Origin of the sequence: Nocardioides sp. J54, from assembly GCF_000519005.1 — a bacterium.
In the GTDB taxonomy this organism is placed as follows: Bacteria; Actinomycetota; Actinomycetes; order Propionibacteriales; family Nocardioidaceae; genus Nocardioides.
On the sequence record NZ_JAER01000014.1, the window covers coordinates 12539 to 36822 of the forward strand.

General features: G+C 72.3%; 20 protein-coding genes and 1 tRNA gene. 9 read left to right on the forward strand and 12 right to left on the reverse strand.

Going from position 1 to position 24284, the window contains the following annotated elements:
• Positions 1 to 15: 15 nt before the first annotated feature.
• A complete protein-coding gene (gene soxR / locus NOCJ54_RS0111490; protein WP_036517636.1) occupies positions 16 to 480 on the forward strand; it encodes a redox-sensitive transcriptional activator SoxR in 465 nt (154 codons plus the stop codon).
• A gap of 17 nt (positions 481 to 497) precedes the next feature.
• On the opposite strand, the gene lysA is transcribed toward soxR, so the two are convergent.
• Together lysA and argS are read right to left on the reverse strand one after the other, a co-directional pair.
• Positions 498 to 1886, reverse strand: a complete 1389-nt coding sequence (lysA, locus tag NOCJ54_RS0111495; protein WP_028655623.1) for a diaminopimelate decarboxylase — start codon at positions 1884 to 1886, stop codon at positions 498 to 500.
• Positions 1883 to 3568 (reverse strand): arginine--tRNA ligase, encoded by a 1686-nt coding sequence (argS, locus tag NOCJ54_RS0111500; protein WP_028655624.1) that lies wholly within the window; start codon positions 3566 to 3568, stop codon positions 1883 to 1885. The genes lysA and argS overlap by 4 nt, the downstream gene beginning before the upstream one ends.
• A 91-nt stretch (positions 3569 to 3659) precedes the next feature.
• Here argS and NOCJ54_RS0111505 point away from each other — a divergent pair.
• Positions 3660 to 3732 (forward strand) — tRNA-Arg (locus NOCJ54_RS0111505).
• 268 nt (positions 3733 to 4000) lie between these two features.
• On the opposite strand, the gene NOCJ54_RS30700 is transcribed toward NOCJ54_RS0111505, so the two are convergent.
• From NOCJ54_RS30700 to NOCJ54_RS0111530, 4 genes are all read right to left on the reverse strand, one after another.
• The gene (locus NOCJ54_RS30700) at positions 4001 to 4627 is read right to left on the reverse strand and encodes an endonuclease/exonuclease/phosphatase family protein (RefSeq protein WP_442937330.1); all 627 of its coding nucleotides are present in this window, start codon (positions 4625 to 4627) and stop codon (positions 4001 to 4003) included.
• Positions 4628 to 5524: 897 nt separating this feature from the next.
• The gene (locus NOCJ54_RS0111520) at positions 5525 to 5998 is read right to left on the reverse strand and encodes a hypothetical protein (protein ID WP_028655626.1); all 474 of its coding nucleotides are present in this window, start codon (positions 5996 to 5998) and stop codon (positions 5525 to 5527) included.
• 43 nt (positions 5999 to 6041) lie between these two features.
• The gene (locus NOCJ54_RS0111525; protein WP_157514875.1) at positions 6042 to 6650 is read right to left on the reverse strand and encodes a hypothetical protein; all 609 of its coding nucleotides are present in this window, start codon (positions 6648 to 6650) and stop codon (positions 6042 to 6044) included.
• Positions 6651 to 6697: 47 nt separating this feature from the next.
• Positions 6698 to 8167 (reverse strand): hypothetical protein, encoded by a 1470-nt coding sequence (locus NOCJ54_RS0111530; protein ID WP_198020190.1) that lies wholly within the window; start codon positions 8165 to 8167, stop codon positions 6698 to 6700.
• Positions 8168 to 8348: 181 nt separating this feature from the next.
• Between NOCJ54_RS0111530 and NOCJ54_RS0111535 the strand changes: the two genes are divergently transcribed.
• Positions 8349 to 11666 (forward strand): BTAD domain-containing putative transcriptional regulator, encoded by a 3318-nt coding sequence (locus tag NOCJ54_RS0111535; protein WP_198020191.1) that lies wholly within the window; start codon positions 8349 to 8351, stop codon positions 11664 to 11666.
• A gap of 136 nt (positions 11667 to 11802) precedes the next feature.
• On the forward strand, positions 11803 to 12270 hold the full coding sequence (gene rnhA, locus NOCJ54_RS0111540; RefSeq protein WP_036517638.1) for a ribonuclease HI: 468 nt from the start codon (positions 11803 to 11805) through the stop codon (positions 12268 to 12270).
• Here the strand turns inward: rnhA and NOCJ54_RS0111545 are convergent, their stop codons facing one another.
• Together NOCJ54_RS0111545 and NOCJ54_RS0111550 are read right to left on the reverse strand one after the other, a co-directional pair.
• Entirely contained in the window at positions 12271 to 13170 is a 900-nt protein-coding gene (locus NOCJ54_RS0111545; protein ID WP_036517663.1) for an LCP family protein, read from the reverse strand. It abuts the gene before it with no gap.
• Positions 13170 to 13787, reverse strand: coding sequence for a hypothetical protein (locus tag NOCJ54_RS0111550; protein WP_145724215.1), 618 nt, complete (start codon positions 13785 to 13787; stop codon positions 13170 to 13172). Before NOCJ54_RS0111550 ends, NOCJ54_RS0111545 begins: the two co-directional genes overlap by 1 nt.
• Positions 13788 to 13969: 182 nt before the next feature.
• Between NOCJ54_RS0111550 and NOCJ54_RS0111555 the strand changes: the two genes are divergently transcribed.
• Both NOCJ54_RS0111555 and NOCJ54_RS29885 read left to right on the forward strand, forming a co-directional pair.
• Positions 13970 to 17713, forward strand: coding sequence for a multifunctional oxoglutarate decarboxylase/oxoglutarate dehydrogenase thiamine pyrophosphate-binding subunit/dihydrolipoyllysine-residue succinyltransferase subunit (locus tag NOCJ54_RS0111555; protein ID WP_028655633.1), 3744 nt, complete (start codon positions 13970 to 13972; stop codon positions 17711 to 17713).
• A 19-nt stretch (positions 17714 to 17732) separates the two neighbouring features.
• The gene (locus NOCJ54_RS29885; RefSeq protein ID WP_179650634.1) at positions 17733 to 17909 is read left to right on the forward strand and encodes a DUF6104 family protein; all 177 of its coding nucleotides are present in this window, start codon (positions 17733 to 17735) and stop codon (positions 17907 to 17909) included.
• A 95-nt stretch (positions 17910 to 18004) separates the two neighbouring features.
• Here the strand turns inward: NOCJ54_RS29885 and NOCJ54_RS0111565 are convergent, their stop codons facing one another.
• The gene (locus tag NOCJ54_RS0111565) at positions 18005 to 20143 is read right to left on the reverse strand and encodes an MMPL family transporter (RefSeq protein ID WP_051485757.1); all 2139 of its coding nucleotides are present in this window, start codon (positions 20141 to 20143) and stop codon (positions 18005 to 18007) included.
• 88 nt (positions 20144 to 20231) lie between these two features.
• Between NOCJ54_RS0111565 and NOCJ54_RS0111570 the strand changes: the two genes are divergently transcribed.
• Genes NOCJ54_RS0111570 through NOCJ54_RS28235 form a run of 3 tightly spaced genes read left to right on the forward strand, consistent with a single transcriptional unit; the run spans position 20232 to position 22172 of the window.
• Positions 20232 to 20876, forward strand: a complete 645-nt coding sequence (locus NOCJ54_RS0111570) for a TetR/AcrR family transcriptional regulator (RefSeq protein ID WP_028655635.1) — start codon at positions 20232 to 20234, stop codon at positions 20874 to 20876.
• Between the two features lie 10 nt (positions 20877 to 20886).
• Complete coding sequence (locus NOCJ54_RS0111575) at positions 20887 to 21570, forward strand: hypothetical protein (protein WP_028655636.1); 684 nt, start codon at positions 20887 to 20889, stop codon at positions 21568 to 21570.
• A complete protein-coding gene (locus NOCJ54_RS28235) occupies positions 21567 to 22172 on the forward strand; it encodes an acetoacetate decarboxylase family protein (protein ID WP_051485758.1) in 606 nt (201 codons plus the stop codon). The genes NOCJ54_RS0111575 and NOCJ54_RS28235 overlap by 4 nt, the downstream gene beginning before the upstream one ends.
• A gap of 6 nt (positions 22173 to 22178) precedes the next feature.
• On the opposite strand, the gene NOCJ54_RS0111585 is transcribed toward NOCJ54_RS28235, so the two are convergent.
• The 3 genes from NOCJ54_RS0111585 to NOCJ54_RS0111595 form a co-directional block, all read right to left on the reverse strand.
• Positions 22179 to 22439, reverse strand: a complete 261-nt coding sequence (locus NOCJ54_RS0111585; protein ID WP_028655637.1) for an HPr family phosphocarrier protein — start codon at positions 22437 to 22439, stop codon at positions 22179 to 22181.
• 64 nt (positions 22440 to 22503) lie between these two features.
• Positions 22504 to 23457, reverse strand: a complete 954-nt coding sequence (locus NOCJ54_RS0111590; RefSeq protein ID WP_028655638.1) for a 1-phosphofructokinase family hexose kinase — start codon at positions 23455 to 23457, stop codon at positions 22504 to 22506.
• Positions 23454 to 24221: a DeoR/GlpR family DNA-binding transcription regulator gene (locus tag NOCJ54_RS0111595; RefSeq protein WP_028655639.1), complete on the reverse strand. Its 768-nt coding sequence runs from the start codon at positions 24219 to 24221 to the stop codon at positions 23454 to 23456. Before NOCJ54_RS0111595 ends, NOCJ54_RS0111590 begins: the two co-directional genes overlap by 4 nt.
• Positions 24222 to 24284: the final 63 nt, after the last annotated feature.

Consider the following 24284-nt stretch of genomic DNA (forward strand, 5'->3'; position numbering starts at 1 on the left):
CTAATGTTGAGGTCAATGAGCGACGTCAACCAGGAGATCAGGACCCACGACCTGGCGCCCGGCGAGGTGGCCCGGCGCGCCGGGGTGGCGGTGTCGGCGCTGCACTTCTACGAGCGCGAGGGCCTCATCAGCAGCGTGCGCACGGCGGGCAACCAGCGTCGCTACCACCGCGACGTGCTGCGCCGGATCGCGTTCGTCCGGGTCTCGCAGGGCGTCGGCATCTCGCTGGCCGACATCCGGGCCGCGCTGGCGACCCTGCCCGAGGGCCGGACCCCGACCAAGGCCGACTGGACCCGGCTGTCGCGCTCGTGGCGCTCGGTGCTCGACGAGCGGATCGCCCGGCTTGAGCGGCTGCGCGACACCCTCGACGACTGCATCGGCTGCGGCTGCCTGTCGATGCGCTCGTGCCGGCTGGCGAACCCCGGGGACGCGCTCGCGGAGTCCGGCGACGGACCGGTCCGGTTGCTCGGCCGGGGCTGACGGCCCGACCGGCCGGGTCAGCCGATGTCGGTCGCGAGCAGGTCGTCCTCGGTCTCGCGACGCACGACCACGCGGGCCTGGCCGTCGCGGACCGCGACCACCGGCGGGCGCAGCGCGTGGTTGTAGTTCGACGCCATCGAGCGGCCGTAGGCGCCGGTGGCCGGCACCGCGACGAGGTCACCGGGGCCGATGTCGCCGGGCAGGAACTCGTCCTTGACCACGATGTCGCCCGACTCGCAGTGCTTGCCGACCACCCGGGCGAGCACGGGCGGGGCCGTGGACGCGCGGGACGCGAGCGTGCAGGAGTAGTCGGCGTCGTACAGGGCGGTGCGGATGTTGTCGCTCATGCCGCCGTCGACGCTGACGTAGGTGCGCGAGGCGCCCGCGTCGAGCTCGACCTCCTTGACCGTGCCGACCGTGTAGACGGTGCACATCGCGGGGCCGACGATCGCGCGCCCGGGCTCGATCGACAGGTGCGGCACGTCGATGCCGAGGGCGGCGCACTCGCCGGTGACGATCCGGGTGATCTGCTCGGCCAGCAGCGACGGCTCCGCCGGGTCGTCCTGGGTGGTGTAGGCGATGCCGAACCCGCCACCGAGGTCGAGCTCGGGCATCACGTGGCCCAGCTCGGAGGCGACGTGCGCGTGCAGCGCGAGCACGCGGCGGCCGGCGACCTCCCACCCGGAGGTGTCGAAGATCTGCGAGCCGATGTGGCTGTGCAGGCCGCGCAGGTCGAGGCTGTCGTGGGCGAGCACCATCTGCACGGCCTCGAGGGCCGCGCCGGACGAGATCGAGAAGCCGAACTTCTGGTCCTCGTGCGCGGTGGCGATGAACTCGTGGGTGTGCGCCTCGACGCCGGCGGTCACCCGGACCATGACGGCCTGGGTGGTGCCGAGCTGGCGGGCGACGTCGGCGAGGCGCTCGACCTCCTGGAAGGAGTCGACGATGATCCGCCCGACGCCGGCGTGCACCGCGCGGCGCAGCTCCATGGCCGTCTTGTTGTTGCCGTGGTAGCCGATCCGGGCCGGGTCGACGCCGGCACGCAGCGCGACGGTCAGCTCACCGTTGCTGCACACGTCGAGGCACAGCCCCTCCTCCGCGACCCAGCGGGCGACCGCGGTGCAGAGGAAGGCCTTGCCGGCGTAGTAGACGTCGTAGCCGCTGAACGCGTCGCGGAAGGCCTGCGCCCGGGCGCGGAACTCGCCCTCGTCGAGGACGAACGCCGGGGTGTTCACGTTGGCCACCAGGTCCGGCACCGAGACGCCGCCGACGTGCAGCACGCCGTCGTCGTCCTTGCTCGCCGACGCCGGCCACAGCGCGGGCACCAGCGCGTTGACGTCCTCGGGCTCGCGCAGCCACACCGGCGAGGTGCCGGTGAAGCCGCCGGGCGAGACGTGCCCGCTCACATCCGCTCCGGCGCGGAGACGCCCAGCAGGTCCAGGCCGTTGGCGATCACGGTGCGGGTGGCGACGGTGAGCACGAGGCGGGCCTCGTTGACCGGCTGGACCGGCTCGTCGCCCTGCGGCAGCATCCGGCACTCGCGGGTGTCGTACCACTTGTTGAACACCGAGGCGGTGTCCTCGAGGTAGCGGGCGACCCGGTGCGGCTCACGCAGCTCGGCAGCGCTGGCGACGACGCGGGGGTACTCCGCCAGGGCGCGCAGCAGCTCCCCGTCACGCTCGTGCGCGAGCAGCGAGGGGTCGAAGCCACCCTCGGCGCCGGTCAGGTCGGGCAGCGACATGCCGAGGTCGCGGGCGTTCTCGATCATCCGGCAGGTGCGCGCGTGGGCGTACTGCACGTAGTAGACCGGGTTGTCGTTGGACTGCTTGGTGATCTCGGCGACGTCGAGCACCAGCGGCGAGTCCGCCGGGTAGCGGGCCAGGGAGTAGCGCAGCGCGTCGACGCCGATCTCGTCGGCGAGCTCGTTGAGGGTCACGATCGTGCCGGCGCGCTTGGAGAGCTTGAGCTCCTCGCCGTCGCGCATGATCTTGACCAGCTGGCCGATCATCACGTCGAGCGTCTGGTCGGGGTCGTCGCCGACGCACGCCGCCATCGCCCGGAGCCGGCCCACGTAGCCGTGGTGGTCGGCACCGAGCAGGTAGAGGCAGTTGTCGAAGCCGCGCTCCCTCTTGTTGAGGTAGTAGGCCGTGTCCGAGGCGAAGTAGGTCAGCTCGCCGTCGGACTTGATGAGCACCCGGTCCTTGTCGTCGCCGAAGTCCGTGGTGCGCATCCACAGCGCGCCACCCTCCTCGTAGACGTGGCCGAGGTCCTTGAGCCGCTGCAGGGTCTCGGGCACCGAGCCGGAGTCGTGCAGGGACAGCTCGGAGAACCACACGTCGAAGTGGGTGTTGAAGCTCTCGAGCTGCTCCTGCTGCTCCTTGAGCTGCAGCTCGTAGCCCTTGGCCCGTACGGCGGCACGCCGCTCCTCGCCCTCGAGCTGGAAGATGCCGGGGCTGGCCGCCTCGACGGCCTTCGCGAGCTCGTCGATGTAGCCGCCGGCGTACCCGTCCTCGGGCTTGGGCTCGCCGAGCGCCGCGGCGATGATGGAGTCCGCGAAGTGGTTCATCTGCACGCCGCGGTCGTTGATGTAGAACTCCCGGGTCACCTCGGCGCCCGCGGCCGACAGCACCCGTCCGATGGCGTCACCGAGGACCGCCCAGCGGGTGTGGCCCAGGTGCAGCGGGCCGGTCGGGTTGGCGGAGATGAACTCGACGTTGACCTTCTGCCCGGCCAGCACTCGGGTGCGGCCGTACTCGCGGCCGGCGGCGACGACCTCGGCCGCCACCTTGCCCTGCGCACCGGCCTCGACGCTGATGTTGAGGAAGCCGGGTCCGGCCACCTCGACCGCGCTGATGCCCTCGGCCGCGCGCAGCCGCTCCGCGAGCAGCTCGCCGAGCGCGCGGGGGTTGGTGCCGGCCTTCTTGGCCAGCTGCAGCGCGACGTTGGTCGCGTAGTCGCCGTGCCCCTTCTGCCGGGGTCGCTCCACCGTGACCTCCGCCGGGACGCCGTCGGGGAGGGTCAGGGCACCCGCGTCGACGAGCGACGTGAGGGCCTCGACGATGGTCGTGGAGAGCTGGGCAGGAGTCACCGGCCCAGCCTATCGGCGGGTGCCGGTTGGCGACGCGGGAGTATCGCCCGGTAGTGTGCGGTCCGCGTCGCTGGACCCTGTCCGGCGACCTGCCTCCGTAGCTCAGGGGATAGAGCACTGGTTTCCGGTACCAGGTGTCGCAGGTTCGAATCCTGCCGGAGGCGCCCACAACGGCGTGTTTGCGAAAGTGGACCGCCACTGTTTGACGGACGAGGGTCAGGTCGTCGTAGAACTTCCTGGCCCTCGTTCATCCCCCGGGGTCGACGCCCGGCGTCCAGCCAAGTCCAGTAGCGCAGACCCGACCCGGCCCCCGTGCGCCAGCCATGTGCTCGTTCTACGATCTCGAGCGGGCAGTTCCGAGAGTTACGGGGCTGCTGCACGGATCAGTGTCGCGCAACGCCTGCGTCCACTCGCCGCGATGAGGCTGCACTCCTACGAGTTCGCCACGACATCCACGACGTACGCATCGTGGTCAGACAGGCGCGCCTCGGCTGCGAACGCCCTGTGACGAACCGCGCCAGCGACGCTCCAGGTTCGGCGGACTGCGATGTGGTCGATGCTGAGCAGACCGTTGATCTGATGCGGAAGCCGAGCAGTCGGCACCTGCAGGCCTACCGTTTCCAGGCTCGCGAGGATGTGTTCCCTGCCTGCCTTCGAGCCAGCCATCTCTCTGCCGGACATGGCATGGTTCCAGTCACCGCCCCAGATGTCGGGTCGAGCGAACTGGACCAACTCGACCGCAGCACGTGTCTTCTCTGCGGTCGTGGCCCCCACCCAGGGGCTACGGGTTCCACATGATCTCCACGGCAGAATCGACGAACAGACCCGCAATCCGCCAACACGAGCCATGGCCGAAGCGCCGTGAGGATCAGGCAGCGGCCTCAGAGGTTCGCGGGAGGCGACAGCGGCCCATCGACGTCTGGGCGCCGCGAGGTCCTCGCTGCGGTGGAGGTGGTATCCCGGGAGATCGACCCGATGAGAGACCTCCGTCAGCAGGAGAAGGTCGCCATCCATTGCGTCGAGCAGGCCCAGGTGCCGCTCGTCCCATCGAACAGCCATGTTCCAGGTCCCGATCCGCACACATGGGAGTCTCCCAGTCACAGATCCCGTCGTCCGGGGATTCAGGTCGGCAACCCCCTTCCGGCCACCTCCATCGGCTTCTCCCCCGATCTGTTGAACTGAGGAGGTTCAGACCTGTGGACCCCCCTGCCCTGAGCGTGTGGACCCTCCCCGTCTGAACCTTGTCGTCGCAGCTCAAAGGCATTTCGCAAACGCACCGCCCTCGCTCGCCAACTTTGGCGTGTCTGCGGAAGCGGACCGCACCTGCTTGCGCAAGGAGCGCCAGGCTCTCTGCTTGCGAAGCACCACCGGACCGCGCTTCGCGCGCTGTACCCCGGCCGTCCGGCGCCTGGCCCGGGAGGCGCCGTACCCCTGCCCTGCTGAGGGATCCCTCAGCGGGGCGCACCGGGGCGGCGCTGAACGCCGGGCGCTCGCGGCGGCCGTCCCCGGCCGGACTCCTCACGTTCCCCGGGCCGCGCCGTCTGGCGGTACCTCCGCCAGAGGTGCCCCGGGAGAGGACAGGCATGGATTGCATGCTGGGGAAGGGATCACATGCAGTCGACCTTGCGCACCCGCACACGATCTGCCGGTGGGGCAGCCCTGCTGCTGGCGCTGACCGGGATCGGCAGCGGCGCCGCCTCCGCAACCTCGAGCCCTGCGACACCATCGCCGTCCAGTGGTCCGGCTGCCGGCGGAACCGCAGTCACTATGACCCTCCCCGAGGCCCCTCGCCGGGTCCTGGGTGCTGCGCGCCGTACCTGACCGCTGGACCCACCCGGCCGTGCCGCGGGACCTCGATGTGCACCCCCACACGGAGCACGCCGTGGACCCCCAGTCCGGCCGCCAGCGACGAGCCGTCCGGCTGGCGGCCCGCACCTGGCGAGACGACAGGCGTTCTCAGCCCTCGACCGGCTCGACGTTGTAGTCCACCTGGATGCCGTAGTCGTACTTCTCGACGACGACGTTGGCGCGCACCTGCGGGCCCTCGGTGAACCAGACCTTGCGATGCCGACCGTCGAAGTCGTCGTTGACGTCGGTCTGACGGTGGCCGTAGGTGATGAGGGCCTCGACGAGCGTGTCGGCTCGGCCCATGTCGTCGACCATGAACATCAGGCTGTGCCCGTAGTCGCAGACGAACTCGCACTCGTACCTGTTCGCGGTGACGAACTCCCCCACCGGCATCGGGAGGTCGTCGGGGATCCAGTCGGGGAGCTGCGAGCGGTCCACCTCGGTGACCGGCACCTCGGCGGACTTCTCGGAGGCGGCCGACCCTCCCCCGCCGTCCGTCGAGCCGGAGTCCTCTCCGCACGCCGGCAGGGCGAGGGTGGCCAGCAGCAGGGCGGGCAGGACCCGTCGGGTGGTCGTCAACATGGTTCTCCTGGGGGGTCGGTGGTGGGGGCGCGGGGTTGAACGGTCAGCGGCGGGTGAGGCGCAACGTGCCGTCGGGAGTCGTGACGGTGGCCGTGTCGCCGGCGCACGTCAGCGCGGCCGAGGGCTGCTCGATCGGGGTCGCGGGCAGACTCATCGAGCCTCCGGCGGCCTTCATGGTCAGCGTCGAGCCGACCTTGCGGTCGGCGATCGAGATGTTCTGGCCCTCGACGCGGAAGACGCCCTCGTCGGTCCCGTTGCGCTGGAGCGTGCTGGACATGCCCTCGACGACGGCCGAGATGGTCCATCCGTCGTAGCGCGTGACCATGGAGCCGTCGGCACCGAACGTCAGGGTCACCTCGCCGGTGACCTCACGCACGTCGCCGAGCTTGCGGATCATCGAGAGCAGGAACTCGTTGTCGGCGCGCCACGTGCCCACCAGGCAGTCGGCGCCGCCGGCGCTGACGGCGTCCGGCGCCTCGGCGGTCTCCTCCGGGGCCGGGGCGGGCGCCGTGGTCGGCAAGGACGACGAGTCCGCAGCCTCGGTGCCGGCGGCGACACCGCCAGCGTTTCGGCCGTCGTCGGCGCACGCACCGAGGAGGGTCGCAGCGATCACGGCGCCGACCACCGCGAGCCGGCTGGTTGCACCATTCATGTCGTTCCTGTTCGAGCGAGGGGCGGGAGACGTGGAGCGGCGAGTGGTCACTTCTTGACGAGCACCTTGACTCGCGGGATCGAGGCGCCGCTGAACGTCGCCCAGTGGCGTGTGGACCTGCGCACCTGGGGTGCCTTGACCTGCAAGGTCAGCCGGCCCGTCGACCCGACGCTGCGTGTGACGCGCTGGCCGGCGAACGAGAGCGTGATCCGGCGACCGGGCACGAGTCCGGAGACCGTGACGCTCAACGTCCTGCCGGACCTGACCGTGCTCGGCACGCTGGCACGGATCGGCGCGGCCTGGATCGTCACGGAGGCCGAGTCCGCTGTCATCGGCTCGTAGGCGCCGTGGCGCGCGACGACGCGTGCGACGATCTTCTTGCCCGTGTCCACCGGACGCGGCGTGAAGCTCGCCGTGCGGGCGACGACCTTCCCGGAGACCCGCCACTCGACGTCGTACGACGTCGCGGGCTCGGCGAAGGTCGGCACCGCCGAGATGGCCTTGCCGACCTGCGGCGTGCGGCTCAGTGCCACCGATCCACCCGTGCGGGCCAGGCCTCGGATGGTCCCGAACGCGACGGTCGTGGTAAACGGCTCGTACCCGGAACGGACGACCCTCACGTCGACCGTCAGCTCTCGGCCACGGAGCTCGGTCGCCGTCCCGGACAGCCTGCGCTGGAACGGCGTACCCGCTGCGAACTCGACGCCGTCGGCCCGCCATGAGTACGTCACGGCCTGGTCGCGGGGGAAGTGGTCCTCCCAGACGGCGGCCACCTCGACGACCTCGCCCAGGCGCACCTCGCCCACGGGCGCGAACGTGGCCCGCACACGCCCCGGCACGACGTCCCAGCGCGCCGGGTGGGTGCTCGTCGACTGCCAGGTCGCCGTGGCCGACGTGAACGTCGTGACCCGGCGGACCCGCTGCCCGATCAGGGCGGGTCCCGGCACGAGCGCGAACCCGGTCTCCCCGGCCAGCGGCCGCCAGACCGCGCCCTCGCCCACCTGCCACTGGTAGCTCAGCGTCCCTCGCGACCCGAGGGTGTGTCGCGTGTAGGTGTCGATCATCGTGATGCGCGGCTCGATGCCGATCGCGCGGCCCACCTCCGCGACGCCGCTGCTCGCTCCGGGGACGTTCTCGTCGATGTCAGGGGTGCCGGCAAGCACGTCGTAGGTCGCCGAGGAGTACGTCTCCGGCGTCATCCCGGCCTTGGTGACGGACACGTCGAACGAGATTTCGGCGCCCCAGTCCGCCTCAGTCACCAGGTAGCTCGGCGCCTCCACGACCCGGCTCGGGGTGCCGTCGGAGAATGCGATGGTCCACGTGAACACCTTGGTGTCGGGCACCGGCGACACGACGACCCTGGGCCACAACGTGTCGCCGACGTGGACCGCGGGCAACTCCAGCTCCACGGCGCCCCACTGGAACGTCGACTGCGCCGAAGCCGGCCCAGCCAGCGTCAGCGCCGTCAGCGCCGTCAGCGTCAGCATCGCCACCACGGCGGCCCCGAGGCGTCTCATCCAGTGCATCGCTTCTCCAGATCGGTTCGACAGGCGAGACCAGCCAAGCGAACCCTCCTCACAAAACGCTCACACCGTCCACGCCTCCTCGCTAGCATCCCTTCCGCGCCCTGCGTGGAGGTGGATCCTGCTTGCTGTAGCCGTGCTCGGGGACCTGAGCGTCACTCGTGACGGGTCCGGTGTGCAGCTGACCGGCAAGCAGCGCGTGCTGCTCGCCCACCTGGTCGCGGCCGCCGGGGACGCCGTGCCTGTGCCCGCGCTCGTCGACGCGCTGGCGCTCGGCGCGAGCTCGGACCCGCGGCACGCGCTCGAGGCCCACGTGTCCCGGCTCCGCAGCCGCCTGGGCCGACCCGTCGCCCGCCGGTCCGCCGGGTACGCCCTGGTCCTCGACCAGGTGGAGTGCGACGCCTGGCTCTTCGACGAGCTCTGCAGCACCGCCCGAGCCGGGGCCGCCTCGGGCGATCTCGACTCGGCGAGCGCCGCCTGGACCGAGGCACTCGGGCTCTGGCGGGGGCGCGCTCATGCCGGGCTGGACGACCACCCCGCCCTCGCCCTGGAAGCCGCCCGACTGGAGTCCGCGTACGACGCCGCCGTCGCAGGGTGGGTCGACGTGCAGCTGTTGCTGGGCAACCATCGTGCCGCGGCCGACCGCCTCGAGGGGATGCTGGCCGAGCACCCGCTCCGCGAGCAGCACTGGGGCCGCCTGATCGCGGCACAGCACGCCGCCGGCCACCTGGGCGAGGCGCTCGCGACCTACGACCGCGCACGCAGGACCATCGGGGAGGCTCTCGGCATCCGACCGGGACGCCGGCTGAACACTCTGCACAACGCGGTCCTGCACGAGCGTCCGGTCGACCAGGTCGTGCGGCTGGCCGTGGACCCCGACCTGGCCCGCCGGTCCGTCCCCTCGTCGACATCCTCGTCGACATCCTCGTCGACACCGGCCCCGCCCCCACCGCCGCTCGTCGGTCGGGGCGACGAGATGGTCGCGCTGCTCGACGCGCTGACCGCGAGCCGCGACGGCTTCCAGTCCGTCACCGTCACCGGCGACGCCGGAATCGGCAAGACCGCGCTCGTGCGCGCGTTCGCGCACCGGGCGTCTGCCGCCTGCGTCGAGGTGCACGCCGGGCGCTGCTCCCCCGGCGGCCCGACGGGCTTCGACCCGATCCGCGAGGTGCTTCGCCGCGACCTCGAGCACGTCACGAGCGCCGTTCGGTTGCGCCGGCTCGGCCCGCGGGGCCGGCACCTGGTGCCGCTCGTCGCCGACCTGCTGCCGGGCGAGGACCTCGACGCCGAGGCCCGGCCCCACCAACGTCACGGTGACCTCGACGCCGGCCGGCTGCAGGTCTTCGAGGCCTTCGCCGCGTGGCTCGGCGAGCGCGCCCGCGCCGGCCAGGTGTGCCTCGTCGTGGAGGACCTGCACTGGGCCGACGAGGAGACCCTCGACCTGCTGGCCCACGTGAGCCGGACGGCTGGACCCGGCGTCCTGCTCGTCACGACATGGCGCGACCGCGAACCCGCCGACCAGACCCCGGACGAGCGCCGGGTTCCCCCGGAGCTCGGCGGGCGACGCGTCCGCCTGGGCAAACTGGACGCCGCTGCCTGCGAGGCGCTCCTGGACGCCGAGCTCGCCGCGTTGGTGCCGCCGCGCCCCCTGCCGCCCGACGTGCGGTCGACCATGCTCGACCGCTCCGGCGGGCACCCCCTCTACCTCGTCGAGCTGGCACGACACTGGCACGCTCACGGCACCCCCGACTTCCCCCCCAGCCTGCTCGCGACGGTCGCTCGCCGCCTGGGGGCCTTCCCGCCCGCCGTGCGTTCGGTGCTCCTCGACGCCGCAGCAGTCGGCTCGTCGTTCGACCGCGCGACGCTGGCAGCGGTCGCCGATGCCGAGAGTGTCCGTGAGGCGCTCGAGGTCGCCACCTACGCCCGGGTGGTGGAGTCCGTCCCCGGCCGCACCGACTGGTTCCGCTTCACCCACGAGCTGCTGCGGGTCGCGCTGACCCACGACCAGTCAGCCGACGACCTCGCGCGGCGCAGGGGAAGGATCGCCGCCGCGTGGGACGGCTGGCGCACCGCGGAGTCCGCGTTCGGCGTCGCCGAGGTCGGTCGCCACCTGGCGGCGTCGTTTCAGGGAGGGTCCGGGGCGCAGGCCGCGGACTACCTGGCCCAGGCCGGCGACCAGGCCATGCGCCAGCACGCCCCGTTCGTCGCCCTCGGCCTGTACCGCGAGGCGCTCTCAGCGCTCGGCGACGCAGCTCCGCCGGACCTGGCCTCGGACCTGCACCGCGGCCTGGGCCTGGCCCAGCTGCGGACCGGCGACCCGGCATTCCGCGAGACACTGCTGCACGCCGCGCGGCTCGCAGCGGCCGCCGACGACCTCGGGCTTCTCACTGCCGCCGTGGTGGCGAACAGCCGGGGCTGGTACTCCGACCTCGGCGGGGTCGACGCCGAGCGCCTGGCGATGACCGAGCAGGCCCTCGCGGCAGCCCCTTCCGAGCCCGCCAACCGCGCGCTGTTGCTGTCGTCGTGGGCCGTGGAGTCGGTGCGCGACCACGCCCGGGCGGCGGAGGTGCTCGCCCGTAGCGCCGAGGCGCTCGCGATCGGGGAGAGAGTCGGCGACGGCCACCTGCTCGCCGAGCTGCTGACGGCCCACTACACGGTCACCCACTCGCGATTCGCCGACCCGCGGGGCTGTGTGGACCTCAGCGACCGGCTGCTCCGGCTCGCCAACGAGCTCGACGACGCCGGGTGGCGGCTCAACGCGCTCGTGCAGCGGGTGCAGTCGCACTTCCAGACTGGCGCGCTCAGGATCGTCGACGAAGCGCTGCCCGCAGGCATCGCCCTCGCGATCGCGCTTCGCTCGCCGGCCCGCCACTGGATGCTGACCAGCTGGCAGGCCATGAGCAGCCTGCTGCACGGCAGGCTGGACGACGCCGAGGCCCAGCTGACCGAGGCGGTGGGCCTGGGGTCGACGACCGGGCAGCCCGACGCCATGGACTGGTTCCTGGGGCAGATGTTCCTGCTGCGGTGGATGGGCGGGCGCCTCGACGAGATCATCGCGGTGGTCGAGGACCAGGCCGACGAGCTCGCGGCCCGGCTGCCGGTGTGGCGGGCAGGCCTGGCGATGGCCCGCGCCGAGACCGGGGACGACGCGGGCGCGACCACACTGCTCGATGCCATGGTCGCCGATCCGGAGGACCTGCCGCGCGACATGCTGTGGCTCCCAGGACAGTGCTTCTGGGCCCGTGCAGCCGTTCTGAGCGCACATGCGCGCGCCGCCGCCGAGCTGTACCCGGCGCTCCTCCCCTACGCAGGGCTGATCGCTCACAACGGCACGGTCGACGCCGGACCGGTCGACGTGCACCTGGCTCACCTGGCCGACCTGCTCGGCGACCCGCAGGCCGCGGACGAGCACCGGTCGGCCGCCGCCCAGTGGTGTGCCGCTGAGGATGTCCCACTGTGGGCAGCTCGTTGCGACGACCCCCGCGGCCGCTGAAGCACTTCGACCTGGTGCTGGCAGGCGGGCGCCGGGGCCCCGGAGCCTCCCTCCCCCCTGCAGGTCAGGGCCACGTCGCGGGTGCGCCGCCCTTTCGTTTTCACCGTGGTGAGCCGCCGCCGTACCCTCTCCCCTCGTGCCGAGCGACTCCCCGACCCGCGTGACCATCCACACCGACGGGGCCTGCCTGGGCAACCCCGGGCCGGGCGGTTGGGGGGCGGTGCTGCGTTACGGCGAGCACGAGCTCGAGCTGTACGGCGGCGAGCCGGCCACGACGAACAACCGGATGGAGCTGATGGCGGCCATCCGGGCGCTCGAGACGCTGACCCGGCCCTCGGTCGTCGACCTCCACACCGACAGCAGCTACGTGCGCAACGGGATCATGTCGTGGGTCGCGAAGTGGAAGGCCAACGGCTGGCGCACCGCGGCGAAGGCGCCGGTCAAGAACGACGACCTCTGGAAGCGCCTGGACGCCGCAGCCGCGACGCACGACGTGACCTGGCACTGGGTCAAGGGCCACGCCGGGGACCCCGGCAACGAGCGCGCGGACGCGCTCGCCGGCAAGGGGGCCCGCGAGGCCCGCGACGGGGTCAGCACCTCCTGATCAGCACCGGTTGATCCGGGCGTCGCGGCGGGCGTCGTTGCCCCAGCGGCGGGCGGTGCCGGTGTCGGGCAGCACCACGCTGGCTCCGTTGATGCTCGCTCCCCTGCCGGGCAGCACGCACGCGGTCACCTTGCCCGGGTCGACCTGGGCGATCGCCTGGGCGAAGCGGAAGAGCTCGGCGGGCGAGAGGCCGCGGGTGTAGAGGTTGCGCATCACCTTGAGCACCTGGGACTCGATGAAGCCCGGCTCCCTGGCCCGCTCGACGACGCGGCGGTGGATGCCGCGCAGCACGCGCTGCTGGTTGGCGGAGCGGTCGAAGTCGCCGCGCGGCAGCTCCTTGCGGACCCGGGCGAACTCGACGGCCTTCATCCCGTTCAGCCGCACCTTGCCCCGGGGCCAGCCGCGGGGGTGCAGGGCGGCATCGCCGAAGCGGCGCGGGTTGTCGACGGTGATGCCGCCGATGCCGCGGACCAGCCGGGCCAGGCCGCCGAAGGTCGCGACCACGACGTAGTCGGGCTGGACGCCGACGAGGTTGCCGACGGTGCGGCCGAGCAGCTGCGGGCCGCCGTAGTAGAGGGCGGCGTTGACCCGGTTGGACCCGACGCCGGGGATGGGCACCCAGCTGTCGCGCGGGATGCCGATCGCGGTCGCGGCACCGGTGCGGGTGTTGATGCCGACGAGCTGGAGCGCGTCGGCGCGCACCCGCAGCGGGTCGTCGCCGGGCCGGGCGTCGGAGCCGGCGGCGAGCACCCACACCACGTCGGGGTCGACCGCGACGCCCTCGGCGCGGTCCACCTTGACGACGGTGATGTCCGCAGGCGCAGGGGTGCTGTCGGGGACGACGACGGCGATCACCCCGAGCAGGAGTGCCAGCAGCGTCGTGCGGGCGAAGGCGTGCATCACGATCCCTTCCCTTCCTCGGAGCGGCGGACGTCGAAGCCGAACACCCGCCACCCGTCGACGGTCGGCGTGACCAGCAGCCGCCCGTTGACGACCTCGCGGCGGTCGAGGTCGTCGCCGACCAGGTCGAGCACGATCCGGAACCGGGCGGTGGCCCCGGCGAGCCGGCCGCGCGGGGCGGCCACGTCGACGCGGACGGTACGACGCACGATGGTGACCGACTCGAGGTCGGCGCCGATGCCGGCGTTGGTCAGCACGCCGCGCCGCTTGCGGGCCAGGGCCCGGGCGTCGGGGGTGAACCGCTCGAAGGCACCGGTGTGGTCGGTGCGGGGGTACTCCCCGCCGTACGCCCGGTCGGACCACTCCTCGACCAGGCCGCTCACCGCGCGGGCGACCTTCACCCGGCCCTTGTGGTCGAGCCGGCCGCGCACCTTGCCGATCTTGCGCACGGTGGGCACCTTGGTGACCTCCGTCGCACCGCCCTCGGGGCGCCCCTCGTCGTCGGGTTCGTCGCCGCCTCCCGAGCAGCCGCCCACGACCAGGGCGAGCGCGACGAGCAGCGCTGCCGACCCCCTCGTGAGGGCCCGTGGACCGGGCCGTTGTGGTGCAGGTCTCATGGTGTTCACCTCCGTCCGGTACCCACCACCAGAACCTGCTTCGTGACGTTTGTGCAACACGGCGAGCCAAAGGGTGACCGGAGGCGGTGTTTTCTTCGCCGGGGGACTAGCCTTGACGGTCGACACCGCCCGCTACCGGCGGCGGGGGGCCAACGCGCTATTCGGAAGAGGCGAAGCACGTCGTGACGCAGTCGTCAGACCAGTCCCACGGATCACCCGAACCCGTCGACTTCGGGGCCAATGAATGGCTCGTGGAGGAGATGAAGGAGAGGTTCGAGGCCGACCCCAGCAGCGTCGACCCGGCGTGGGCCGCGTTCTTCAAGGGCGCGGGCTCGAACGGCACGACGCGCACGGCGACCGCGACCACCGCGACGAAGGCGACGGCCCCGGCGACGAGCCCGGCGAAGGGTCCCGCCAAGGCCCCGGCGCAGGCCCAGCAGGACGCCGCCAGGACCTCCGCCCCGACGCCGAAGGCGAAGCCGGCCCCGCAGGTCTCCCCCGCCTCGAGCACCACCCCGGCTCCGCCGAAGGCCGACGAGAAGCCGACGCCGAAGGACGCGCCCCGCCCGGCCCCGGTGAGCGCCAGCGACGAGCCCACCCTGACCGTGCTGCGCGGCATCCCGGCCGCGACCGCGAAGAACATGGACATCTCGCTGTCCGTGCCGACCGCGACCTCGGTGCGCAACATCCCGGTCAAGCTGCTGTGGGACAACCGCATCGTCATCAACAGCCACCTCAAGCGCGCCCGCGGCGGCAAGGTGTCGTTCACCCACCTCATCGGCTACGCCATCATCAAGGCGATCAAGGCCCAGCCGGCGATGAACAACACCTACGCCGAGGTCGACGGCAAGCCGACGATGGTCACCCCGGCCCACATCAACCTCGGCCTCGCGATCGACCAGGTGAAGAAGGACGGCTCGCGCCAGCTCGTCGCGCCCTCCATCAAGGCGTGCGAGTCGATGGACTTCGCCCAGTTCTGGACCGCGTACGAGGAGATCGTGCGCAAGGCCAAGGACAACAAGCTGACCATGGAGGACTACTCCGGCACGACGGTCAGCCTCACCAACGTCGGCGGCCTCGGCACCAACAACTCGGTACCCCGGCTGATGCAGGGCCAGGCCGCGATCATCGGCGTCGGCTCGATGGACTACCCGCCGGAGTTCCAGGGCGCGTCCGAGGAGACCATCGCGCGCAACGCGATCTCCCGGATCATGACGATGACCTCGACGTACGACCACCGCGTCATCCAGGGCGCGCAGTCGGGCGAGTTCCTCGGCCAGGTGCACCGCTACCTGCTCGGCGAGGAGGGCTTCTACGACGAGATCTTCCGCGCCCTGCGCATCCCCTACGAGCCGATCCGCTGGAACAACGACATCGCGACGTCGCACGACGACGAGATCGACAAGCAGGCCCGGATCCTCGAGCTGATCCACGCCTACCGCGTGCGCGGCCACCTGATGGCCGACACCGACCCGCTGGAGTACAAGCAGCGCAGCCACCCGGACCTGCGCATCGAGTCGCACGGCCTGACGCTGTGGGACCTCGACCGCGAGTTCCCGACCGGCTCCTTCGGCGGCGGTGACCGCCGCTTCATGAAGCTGCGCGACATCCTCGGGATCCTGCGCGACTCCTACTGCCGCACCACCGGCATCGAGTACATGCACATCATGGACCCGGAGCAGCGCCGCTGGATCCAGGAGCGCGTCGAGCAGCCGCACTCCAAGCCGCCCCGCGAGGAGCAGCTGCGGATCCTGCTGAAGCTCAACCAGGCCGAGGCGTTCGAGACCTTCCTGCAGACCAAGTTCGTGGGCCAGAAGCGCTTCTCCCTCGAGGGTGGCGAGACCACGATCCCGGTCGTCGACGAGATCGCCGAGGCGGCCGCGCAGGCCGGCCTCGACGAGGTCACCATCGGCATGGCCCACCGCGGCCGCCTCAACGTGCTGGCCAACATCGTCGGCAAGTCCTACAACCAGATCTTCCGCGAGTTCGAGGGCAACATCGACCCGCGCACGGTCCAGGGCTCGGGCGACGTGAAGTACCACCTCGGCGCGGAGGGCACCTTCGTCGCCGGCACCGGCGAGACCATCAAGGTCTCCGTCGCGGCGAACCCCTCGCACCTCGAGACGGTCGACCCGGTCCTCGAGGGCATCGCCCGCGCCAAGCAGGACGTGCTCGACCAGGGCGAGGCGTTCCCCGTGCTGCCGCTGCTGCTGCACGGCGACGCAGCCTTCGCCGGCCAGGGCGTGGTGGCGGAGACGCTCAACCTCTCCCAGCTGCGCGGCTACCGCACCGGCGGCACCGTCCACGTCGTCATCAACAACCAGGTCGGGTTCACCACCTCCCCCGGCTCGTCGCGCTCGACGCTCTACTGCACCGACGTGGCGCGCATGGTCCAGGCGCCGATCTTCCACGTGAACGGCGACGACCCGGAGGCCTGCATCCGCGTGGCGCGGCTGGCGTTCGAGTACCGCCAGACCTTCAACAGCGACGTGGTCATCGACCTGGTCTGCTACCGCCGCCGCGGCCACAACGAGGGCGACGACCCGTCGTACACGCAGCCGCTGATGTACGACCTGATCGAGCAGAAGCGCTCGGTGCGCAAGCTCTACACCGAGTCCCTCATCGGTCGTGGCGACATCACGATCGAGGAGGCCGAGCAGGTCCTGCGCGACTACCAGCAGCAGCTGGAGCGGGTGTTCACCGAGGTCCGCGAGGCCGACACCAAGCCCGACGCGTGGACGACGGTGCCGGACTACCCGGAGAAGCCGGTCGGCGAGACCGAGACCGCGGTGCCCTTCGAGGTGCTCAAGCGGGTCGCGGACGCCTACGTCACGCCGCCCGAGGGTTTCACCGTGCACCCGAAGGTGATGCCGCAGCTGCAGCGTCGCGCCGCCGCGATCACCGAGGGCCCGATCGACTGGGGCACCGGCGAGATCCTCGCCTTCGGCTCGCTGCTGATGGACGGCCGACCGGTCCGCCTGGCCGGCCAGGACTCGCGCCGCGGCACGTTCGTGCAGCGCTTCGCGACGATCATCGACCGCCACAACGCCGACGAGTGGACGCCGCTGGCCAACCTCACCGAGGACCAGGCCAAGTTCTTCGTCTACGACAGCCTGCTGTCGGAGTACGCCGCGCTCGGCTTCGAGTACGGCTACTCGGTCGCCCGCCCGGAGGCGCTCGTCCTGTGGGAGGCGCAGTTCGGTGACTTCGTCAACGGCGCGCAGTCGGTCATCGACGAGTACATCTCCGCCGGCAAGACCAAGTGGGGCCAGGACTCCGGCGTCGTGCTGCTGCTGCCGCACGGCTACGAGGGCCAGGGCGCGGACCACTCCTCCGCCCGCATCGAGCGCTTCCTGACGCTCTGCGCGGACGAGGCGATGGTCGTCGCCCAGCCGTCGACCCCGGCGTCGTACTTCCACCTGCTGCGGCGGCACTCGCTCGGCAACGAGCACAAGCCGCTCATCGTGTTCACGCCGAAGTCGATGCTCAAGCGCAAGGAGGCCGCCTCGCAGCCGGCCGACTTCACCTCCGGCGAGTTCCGCCCGGTCGTCAGCGACGACACCGTCGACCCCGCCAACGTGAAGACGGTGCTGCTGGTCTCCGGCCGGCTCACCTGGGACCTCGTGGTGGAGCGCAAGAAGCAGTCCCGCGAGGACGTCGCGATCCTGCGCGTGGAGCAGCTCTACCCGTGGCCGACCGAGCAGATCAGGGCCGAGCTCGCCAAGTACCCGAACGCGAAGGTCAAGTGGGTCCAGGACGAGCCCTTCAACCAGGGCCCGTGGCCGTCGTACCACCTCAACGTGGTGCCCTTCCTCGACCGGGAGATCGAGCCGGTCACCCGCCCGGCGTCGTCGACCACTGCGGTCGGCACCGCCAAGCGGCACCTCGAGGAGGCCAAGGTCCTCATCGGCAAGGCGTTCGAGTGACCGAGCTGGTGGGTCGCTGATGTACTTCACCGACCGCGGGATCGAGGAGCTCGAGCAGCGGCGGGGTGACGAGGAGGTCACCCTGGCCTGGCTCGGCGAGCGGCTGCAGGAGTTCGTCGACACCCACCCGGAGTTCGAGGTGGCGGTCGAGCGCTTCGCCACCTGGCTGGCGCGGCTCGACGACCCCGAGGACTGACCACCCGGCCGCGCCGCGCCGGACGCAGACAGGGAAGGGCCCCGCGGAGACCAGGTCTTCGCGGGGCCCTTCGTCGTGCCGGCGGCCGTGGGAGGTCAGCCGACCGGCGCCGGCTCGCGGGCCGGCTGTTCGGCGACGGACTCCGAGAGCCCGAACCGGCGGTGCACCGCGCGCAGCGGGGCCGGCGCCCACCAGGCCCGCTCCCCCAGCAGCCGGATGCTCGCCGGGAGCAGCACGCCGCGGATGAGGGTGGCGTCGATGAGGATCGCCAGCCCGGTGCCCAGCCCGAAGAACTGGATGAAGCTGACGGAGCTCACCAGGAACGCGAAGAAGCTGATCGCGATCAGGGCGGCGGCGGTGCTGACGATCCGGCCGGTGTGGGCCAGGCCGTGGACCAGCGCCTGCTCGTTGTCGAAGCCGTGGTCGCGCATCTCCTTGACCCGGCCCATCACGAAGACCTCGTAGTCCATCGAGAGGCCGAAGGCGACGCAGAACAGCAGGACCATCATGCTGCTGTCCATCGGCTGCGGGGTGAACCCGAGGACGTCGGCCAGGTGGCCGTCCTGGAAGACCCACACCATCGCGCCGAGCGTCGCGCCGAGGCCGAGCGCGTTGAGCAGCAGGGCCCGCAGCGGCTGCACGACGCTGCCGGTGAACAGGAACAGGATCACCATCGTCGTCAGCACCAGCCAGCCGAGCACGACCGGCAACCGGTCGCCGATGCCGGTCATCTGGTCGTGCAGCTCCGCGCTGGCGCCGCCCACGAGCGCCTCGACGCCGGCCGGGCCGGGCACCGAGCGGACCTCGTCGACGAGCTCGCGGGCCGCCGACGAGCGCGGGTCGAGGTCGGTCACGACCGACACCAGGTGCGCGCCGTCGCCGGGGCGGTCCTCGACGCGCACCACGCCGTCGAGACCGGCGAGCTCCTCGCCGTACGCCGCGACGTCGGCCGGCGTCACGGACCCGTCGAGCACCACCTGGACCGGGTGGGTGCCGTCGCCCCGGAACTCCGAGCGCAGCGCGTCACCCGCCTGCCGGCTCGACGCGCTCGTCGGCAGCACGCGGTCGTCGGGGGTGCCGAGCTCGATCCCGGCCAGCGGGACCGCCGCGACCAGGAGCACCGCGACCACCGGCAGCGCACCGACCAGCGGGCGCCGGGTGACGAACCGGGCCAGGCGCGCCCACGCCGGGGCCTCCTCGCCCCGGATGCCGCGCACCTTCGGCAGCCGCCACGCGTCGATGCGGTCGCCGAGCACGGCGAGCCCGGCCGGCAGCACGACGACCGCGCTGAACGCGGTGATCAGCATGACTCCGATGCCGGCGTAGGCGAACGAGCGCAGGAAGTACATCGGGAACACCAGCAGCGAGGCCAGCGCCACGGCCACGGTGGTCGCGCTGAACGCGATCGTGCGACCCGCGGTCTCGACCGCGCGTCGTACGGCGGCGTCGTGGGTCCGGCCCCCGGCGCGCTCCTCGCGCACCCGCGCCACCATCAGCAGGCCGTAGTCGACGGCCAGGCCGAGCCCCAGCCCGGTGGTCAGGTTGATGGCGTAGATCGACACGTCCGTGGTCGAGCCGAGGATCGACAGCTCCGCGAAGGTGCCGAGGATCGCGACCATGCCGACGCCGAGAGTGACCAGCGCGCCGACGACGTTGCCGAAGGCGAGCACGAGCAGCACGAGGATGAGCGGGATCGCGATGCTCTCGGCCAGGCCGAGGTCCTTGCCGATCTGGCCGCCGATCTCCTCACCGACGACCTCCCCTCCGCCGACGTGCACGGTGAGCGGTCCGGCGTCGGTGGCGTAGTCGCCGAGCACCGCGGCAGGGTCGGCCTCGGCGCCAGCGGCGACCGAGGCGGTCACCAGGGCGTGGCTGCCGTCGGTCGAGCGCATCGGGCCCGCGCGGGTGTCGAAGTACGACGTCACGTCGGCCAGGTCGGGGTCGGCGGTGAGGCGGTCCGTGAGCTCGCGACCGGCTGCGGCCGAGGCGGGTGAGTCGACGTCGCCGTCGGCCGCCTCGACGACGAAGACGTAGTCGGAGCCACCGGCGAAGCGCTCCTCCAGCAGGGCCGCGGCGCGGCTGCTGTCGGAGGCGGGGTCGTCGAAGCCCTCCGTCTCCAGCTTGCCGAACGCGCCGACCCCGACGACGGCGGCGGCGACGACGGCGATGGCGCCGAGCGCGAGCACCCAGCGCGAGCGGCGGGTGACCAGCTCCCCGATCCAGTGGAACAACATGGCGTCCTCCCGATGAGCAATGTGTGCGGGCGTAAACTTTATGGGTGTCAACATTGCACGAGATGTGTATGGGTGTCAACATGTAGCCGTGACGACCACCGGACGCGACCGCTACCACCACGGCGACCTGCGCAACGCCCTCGCCCGTGCGGCCACCGAGCTCGCCGCGTCCGGCGGGCCGGACGCCGTGACCATCCGGGGCGCTGCCCGCGAGGTCGGCGTCACCCCCACCGCGGCCTACCGCCACTTCGGCAACCAGACCGACCTGCTCGAGGCCGCCCGCTCCCTGGCCATGGACGGCATGGTCGCGGCGATGGCGGAGTTCCTCCAGGCGGTCCCCGAGGGCGGCGACCCCGTGGAGCGCGCGTTGCAGCGGCTGCTCTCGACCGGTCGCGGCTATATCCGGTTCGCGATGCAGGAGCCGGGGATCTTCCAGACCTGCTTCACCGGGCGGTTGCGCTACCCCACCGAGCCGATGCCGGCGGACGCGGCGCCCTACGCGCTGCTCGGCGAGATGCTCGACGAGCTCGTCCAGGTCGGCTACCTGGCCCCCGAGGACCGGCCCGGCGCCGAGGCCGGGCCGTGGGCGGCCGTGCACGGCCTCGCCCTGCTGCTGACCGACGGCCCGCTCAAGGACCTGCCGGCCGCCGAGCGGGAGGCAGCCATCGACCGCACCCTGCAGATGACGGCGCGCGGCCTCGCCACCGGCCCGAAGGCGGTCGCCGCCCGCTAGTGTCGCCCGCGTGGACGAGGACCTGGTCGACTACGCGCGGTGGGGCGAGCGCTTCTTCGCGACGGCCGTGACCGTCGACCGGGTGCTGCGCGGCGTCAACGTCCTGGCCGGCCGACCGATCGACGTGGGCCCGCTCGGCGTCGGGCCGGGCCGGATCGCGAAGGTGACCGCCCGCGGCGTGATCGGCACCGCCACCGGCCAGCGGGTCGGCGCCGACCCCGTCGCCTTCCACGTCGACCTGCCGGTCACCCTGCAGTTCAGCATCGACCTCGGCGTGGACCAGCAGCACTTCGACGCCGACATCACCGTCCCGCTCGTCATCACCGCGCGCGCCCGCGCCGACCTGGCCATCGTCCTCGACCTGACACCGCCGCAGACCGGCCAGGTCGTCGTACGACTGCGGGCACAGGGACTGCGCGCCTCGCTGACCAGCCGGGCGGCCAACGTCGAGGGCGAGCTGCGCCGCTTCGTGGCGCGCTACGTCGCGAAGGAGCTGGAGAAGCCCTACGTCCGCGATGCGACCGTCATCGACGTGGCGGGCGCGGTCGAGCGCGCCGCCGCCGGGCTCGGCCCGCGCGAGGAGAGCCCGATGGCCGCCGGGCTGACCGGGGACCTCCCGGCCGCCATGGAGGCCGGGATCGAGCACACCGCCCAGGTGCTCCTGGAAGCCGACGGAGAGGAACCGCCTGCATGAAGCCCTATCCCCCGCCGCCGTGGAACATGCACGGCTCGCTCTGGCTGTCGGCCTTCCGGCTCCGCGAGGCGGCCGACGAGCGCCACCCGGCGGGCACGTACGGCGTGGCCCTGGTGTCCTACGAGGACCCCAGCCCGCTGACCTACCACGAGCTGCTGGTCGCGCGGACGACGAAGAACCGCGCCGGCAAGGGCGCGGTGACGATCACCGACATCTGGGTGGACTCCGAGGCGTCGCAGGCCGGCGGGCGCGAGCTGTGGGCGATCCCCAAGCAGCTGTGCGACTTCGACATGGAGAGCAGCTTCCGCGGCCCGGTCACCTCGACCGACTGGACGGCCACCCTCGAGCGCCGACCGATCGTGTCGGCGCACTTCACCGACGTCTCCCGCGCGGCGGTCCGGGTGCCGTTCACCGGCCTGGTCGAGCAGCCGGGCATCGAGGAGCACCCGGACGTCGCCGATGTGGAGATGAAGGGCAGCGCCCGGGCCCTGCCCTGCCGCTCGCGGTGGGACTTCGCCGCCGACGGTCCGCTCGGCTTCCTGCGCGGGGCCCGCCGGCTGGGCTCGTTCCGGATGGCGGGCTTCCGGCTCTCCTTCACCTGACGCCGGCTACTCCGCGTCGAGGTCCTGCTCCACGAGCGCGGCGATCTTCGCGACGTCGGCCTCGTCCTCGCCCGAGACCTCGACCTGGTCGCCGTGGCCGGCGCCGAGGGTCATGATCAGCAGCGCCGAGCTCGCGTCGACGCCCTCCCCGCCCGGGGTGGCGATGAGCACCTCGGAGTCGAGCTCGCCGGCGGCCTCGGAGATGATCGCGGCGGGCCGGGCGTGCAGGCCGACGGCGGAGCCGACGGTGACGGTGACGGTGTGCATGGTGCTTCCTCTCGGTGGGGGTGGCGGTCAGGCCATGGGATCAGGCAGTGCGGTCAGGCAGGGGTCAGGCGGTCGGTTCGAGCGAGCGGACGGCGACGTCGCCCGCCCGCACGTCGTCCGGGGTGGGCACGGTGGTGCCGGGCAGGCCGGCGGCCGCGCTGCCCCAGGCCACGGCGCTGGCGAGCCGCTCCGGCGCGGGTGCGCCCCGCAGGTCGGCGGCGAGGTAGCCGAACAGGCTGCAGTCGCCGGCGCCGACGGTGCTGATGACGCGGGTCGGCGGCGGCGTGGCGTGCCAGGCGCCGGTGGCGTCCACCAGCACGGCCCCGGCGCCGCCGAGGGTGGCGAGCACCGTCCCGACGCCGCGCTCGACGAGGGTGCGCGCTGCGAGCGCGACCTGCCCCGGGTCGCGCTCGAGGCGGTCCGGGTCGGCGTCGACGACGGCGGCGAGCTCCTCGGCGTTCGGCTTCAGCAGGCTGGGTGCGGTGCCGGGGGCGAGGGTGGCCACGACGGCGTCCAGGGCGGCGTCACTGGTGTCGACCGCGACGCGACGACCGGTCGCGCGCAGCCGGGCCGAGACGCCGGCGTACCAGTCCTGCGGGGCGCCCGGCGGCAGCGAGCCGGCGAGGACGACCCAGGCGTCGGCGGGCAGCTCGAGCACCCGGTCGACGAGGGCGTCGAGGTCGGCCGCGGTGACGCTCGCGCCGGCGGCGTTGAGCTTGGTGGTGGTGCCGTCGGGCTCGGTCACGGTCAGGTTGACCCGGACCGGTCCGGCCGGCGGCACCGGTGCGCTGGGGACGCCGAGGTGGTCGAGCTCGTGGACGAACGGGTCGTCCGGCTCCGCCGGGAGCACGGCGCAGGTGGCCACGCCCGCGGCGACGCACGCGCGGGAGATGTTCACGCCCTTGCCCCCGGGCTGGTCGAGGGACTCGGCCACGCGGTGCACGCCGCCGCGAACCAGCGCCGACGGCAGCACCACGGTGCGGTCGATGCTGGGGTTGGGGGTGACGGTGACGATCACGCGGTCACGACCTCCACCCCGGCGGCCTCGAAGGATGCCCGGTCCGCAGCCGTCAGGGCGTCGTCGGTGACCAGGGCGTCCACCTCCTCGAGGGAGGCGAAGCGGACGGCCGTCTCCACGCCCACCTTGGAGGAGTCCACCAGTGCGACGACCCGCTCCGCCGCCGTCACGAAGGAACGCTTCGTCGCGGCCTCCTCGCTGTCGGGGGTCGAGAGCCCGTGGGCGGCGGAGAGGCCGTTGGCGCCGAGGTAGGCCGCGTCGACCCGCAGCGCGCCGACCGCCGCGACGGTGGTCGCGCCGACGGCCGCGTGGGTGTTGGTCCGGACCCGGCCCGGCAGCAGGTGCAGCTCGATGCCGGCGTTGCCGGCCAGTCGCGCGGCGATCGAGACGCTGTGGGTGTAGACCACGAGCCGGTGGTTGCCCGGCAGGGCGTCGGCGAAGCGGGCGGTGGTGCTGCCCGCGTCGATGAGCACCGACGCCCCGGCGGGCGGCAGCTGGTCGAGCGCCGCCCGGGCGATCTGCGTCTTGGCCTCGGTGTTGGCCGCGTCGCGCTCCAGCAGGCCGGGCTCGATCGTGGAGAGCGCCGAGGTCGGCACGGCGCCGCCGTGCACGCGGCGCAGCGCGCCGAGCCCCTCCAGCGCGGTGAGGTCGCGGCGGACCGTCTCGGTCGTGACGTCGAAGAGCGCGGCGATCTCGGCGACCGACATCCGACCGTGCGTCGCGACCTGGCGGGCGATGGCCTGCTGGCGCTCCTCCGCGTACATGTCACCTCCCTCACCGATCTGCGTTTGTGTTGTTCTATGCCCGTTTGTGTTGAAAGTCAAGGA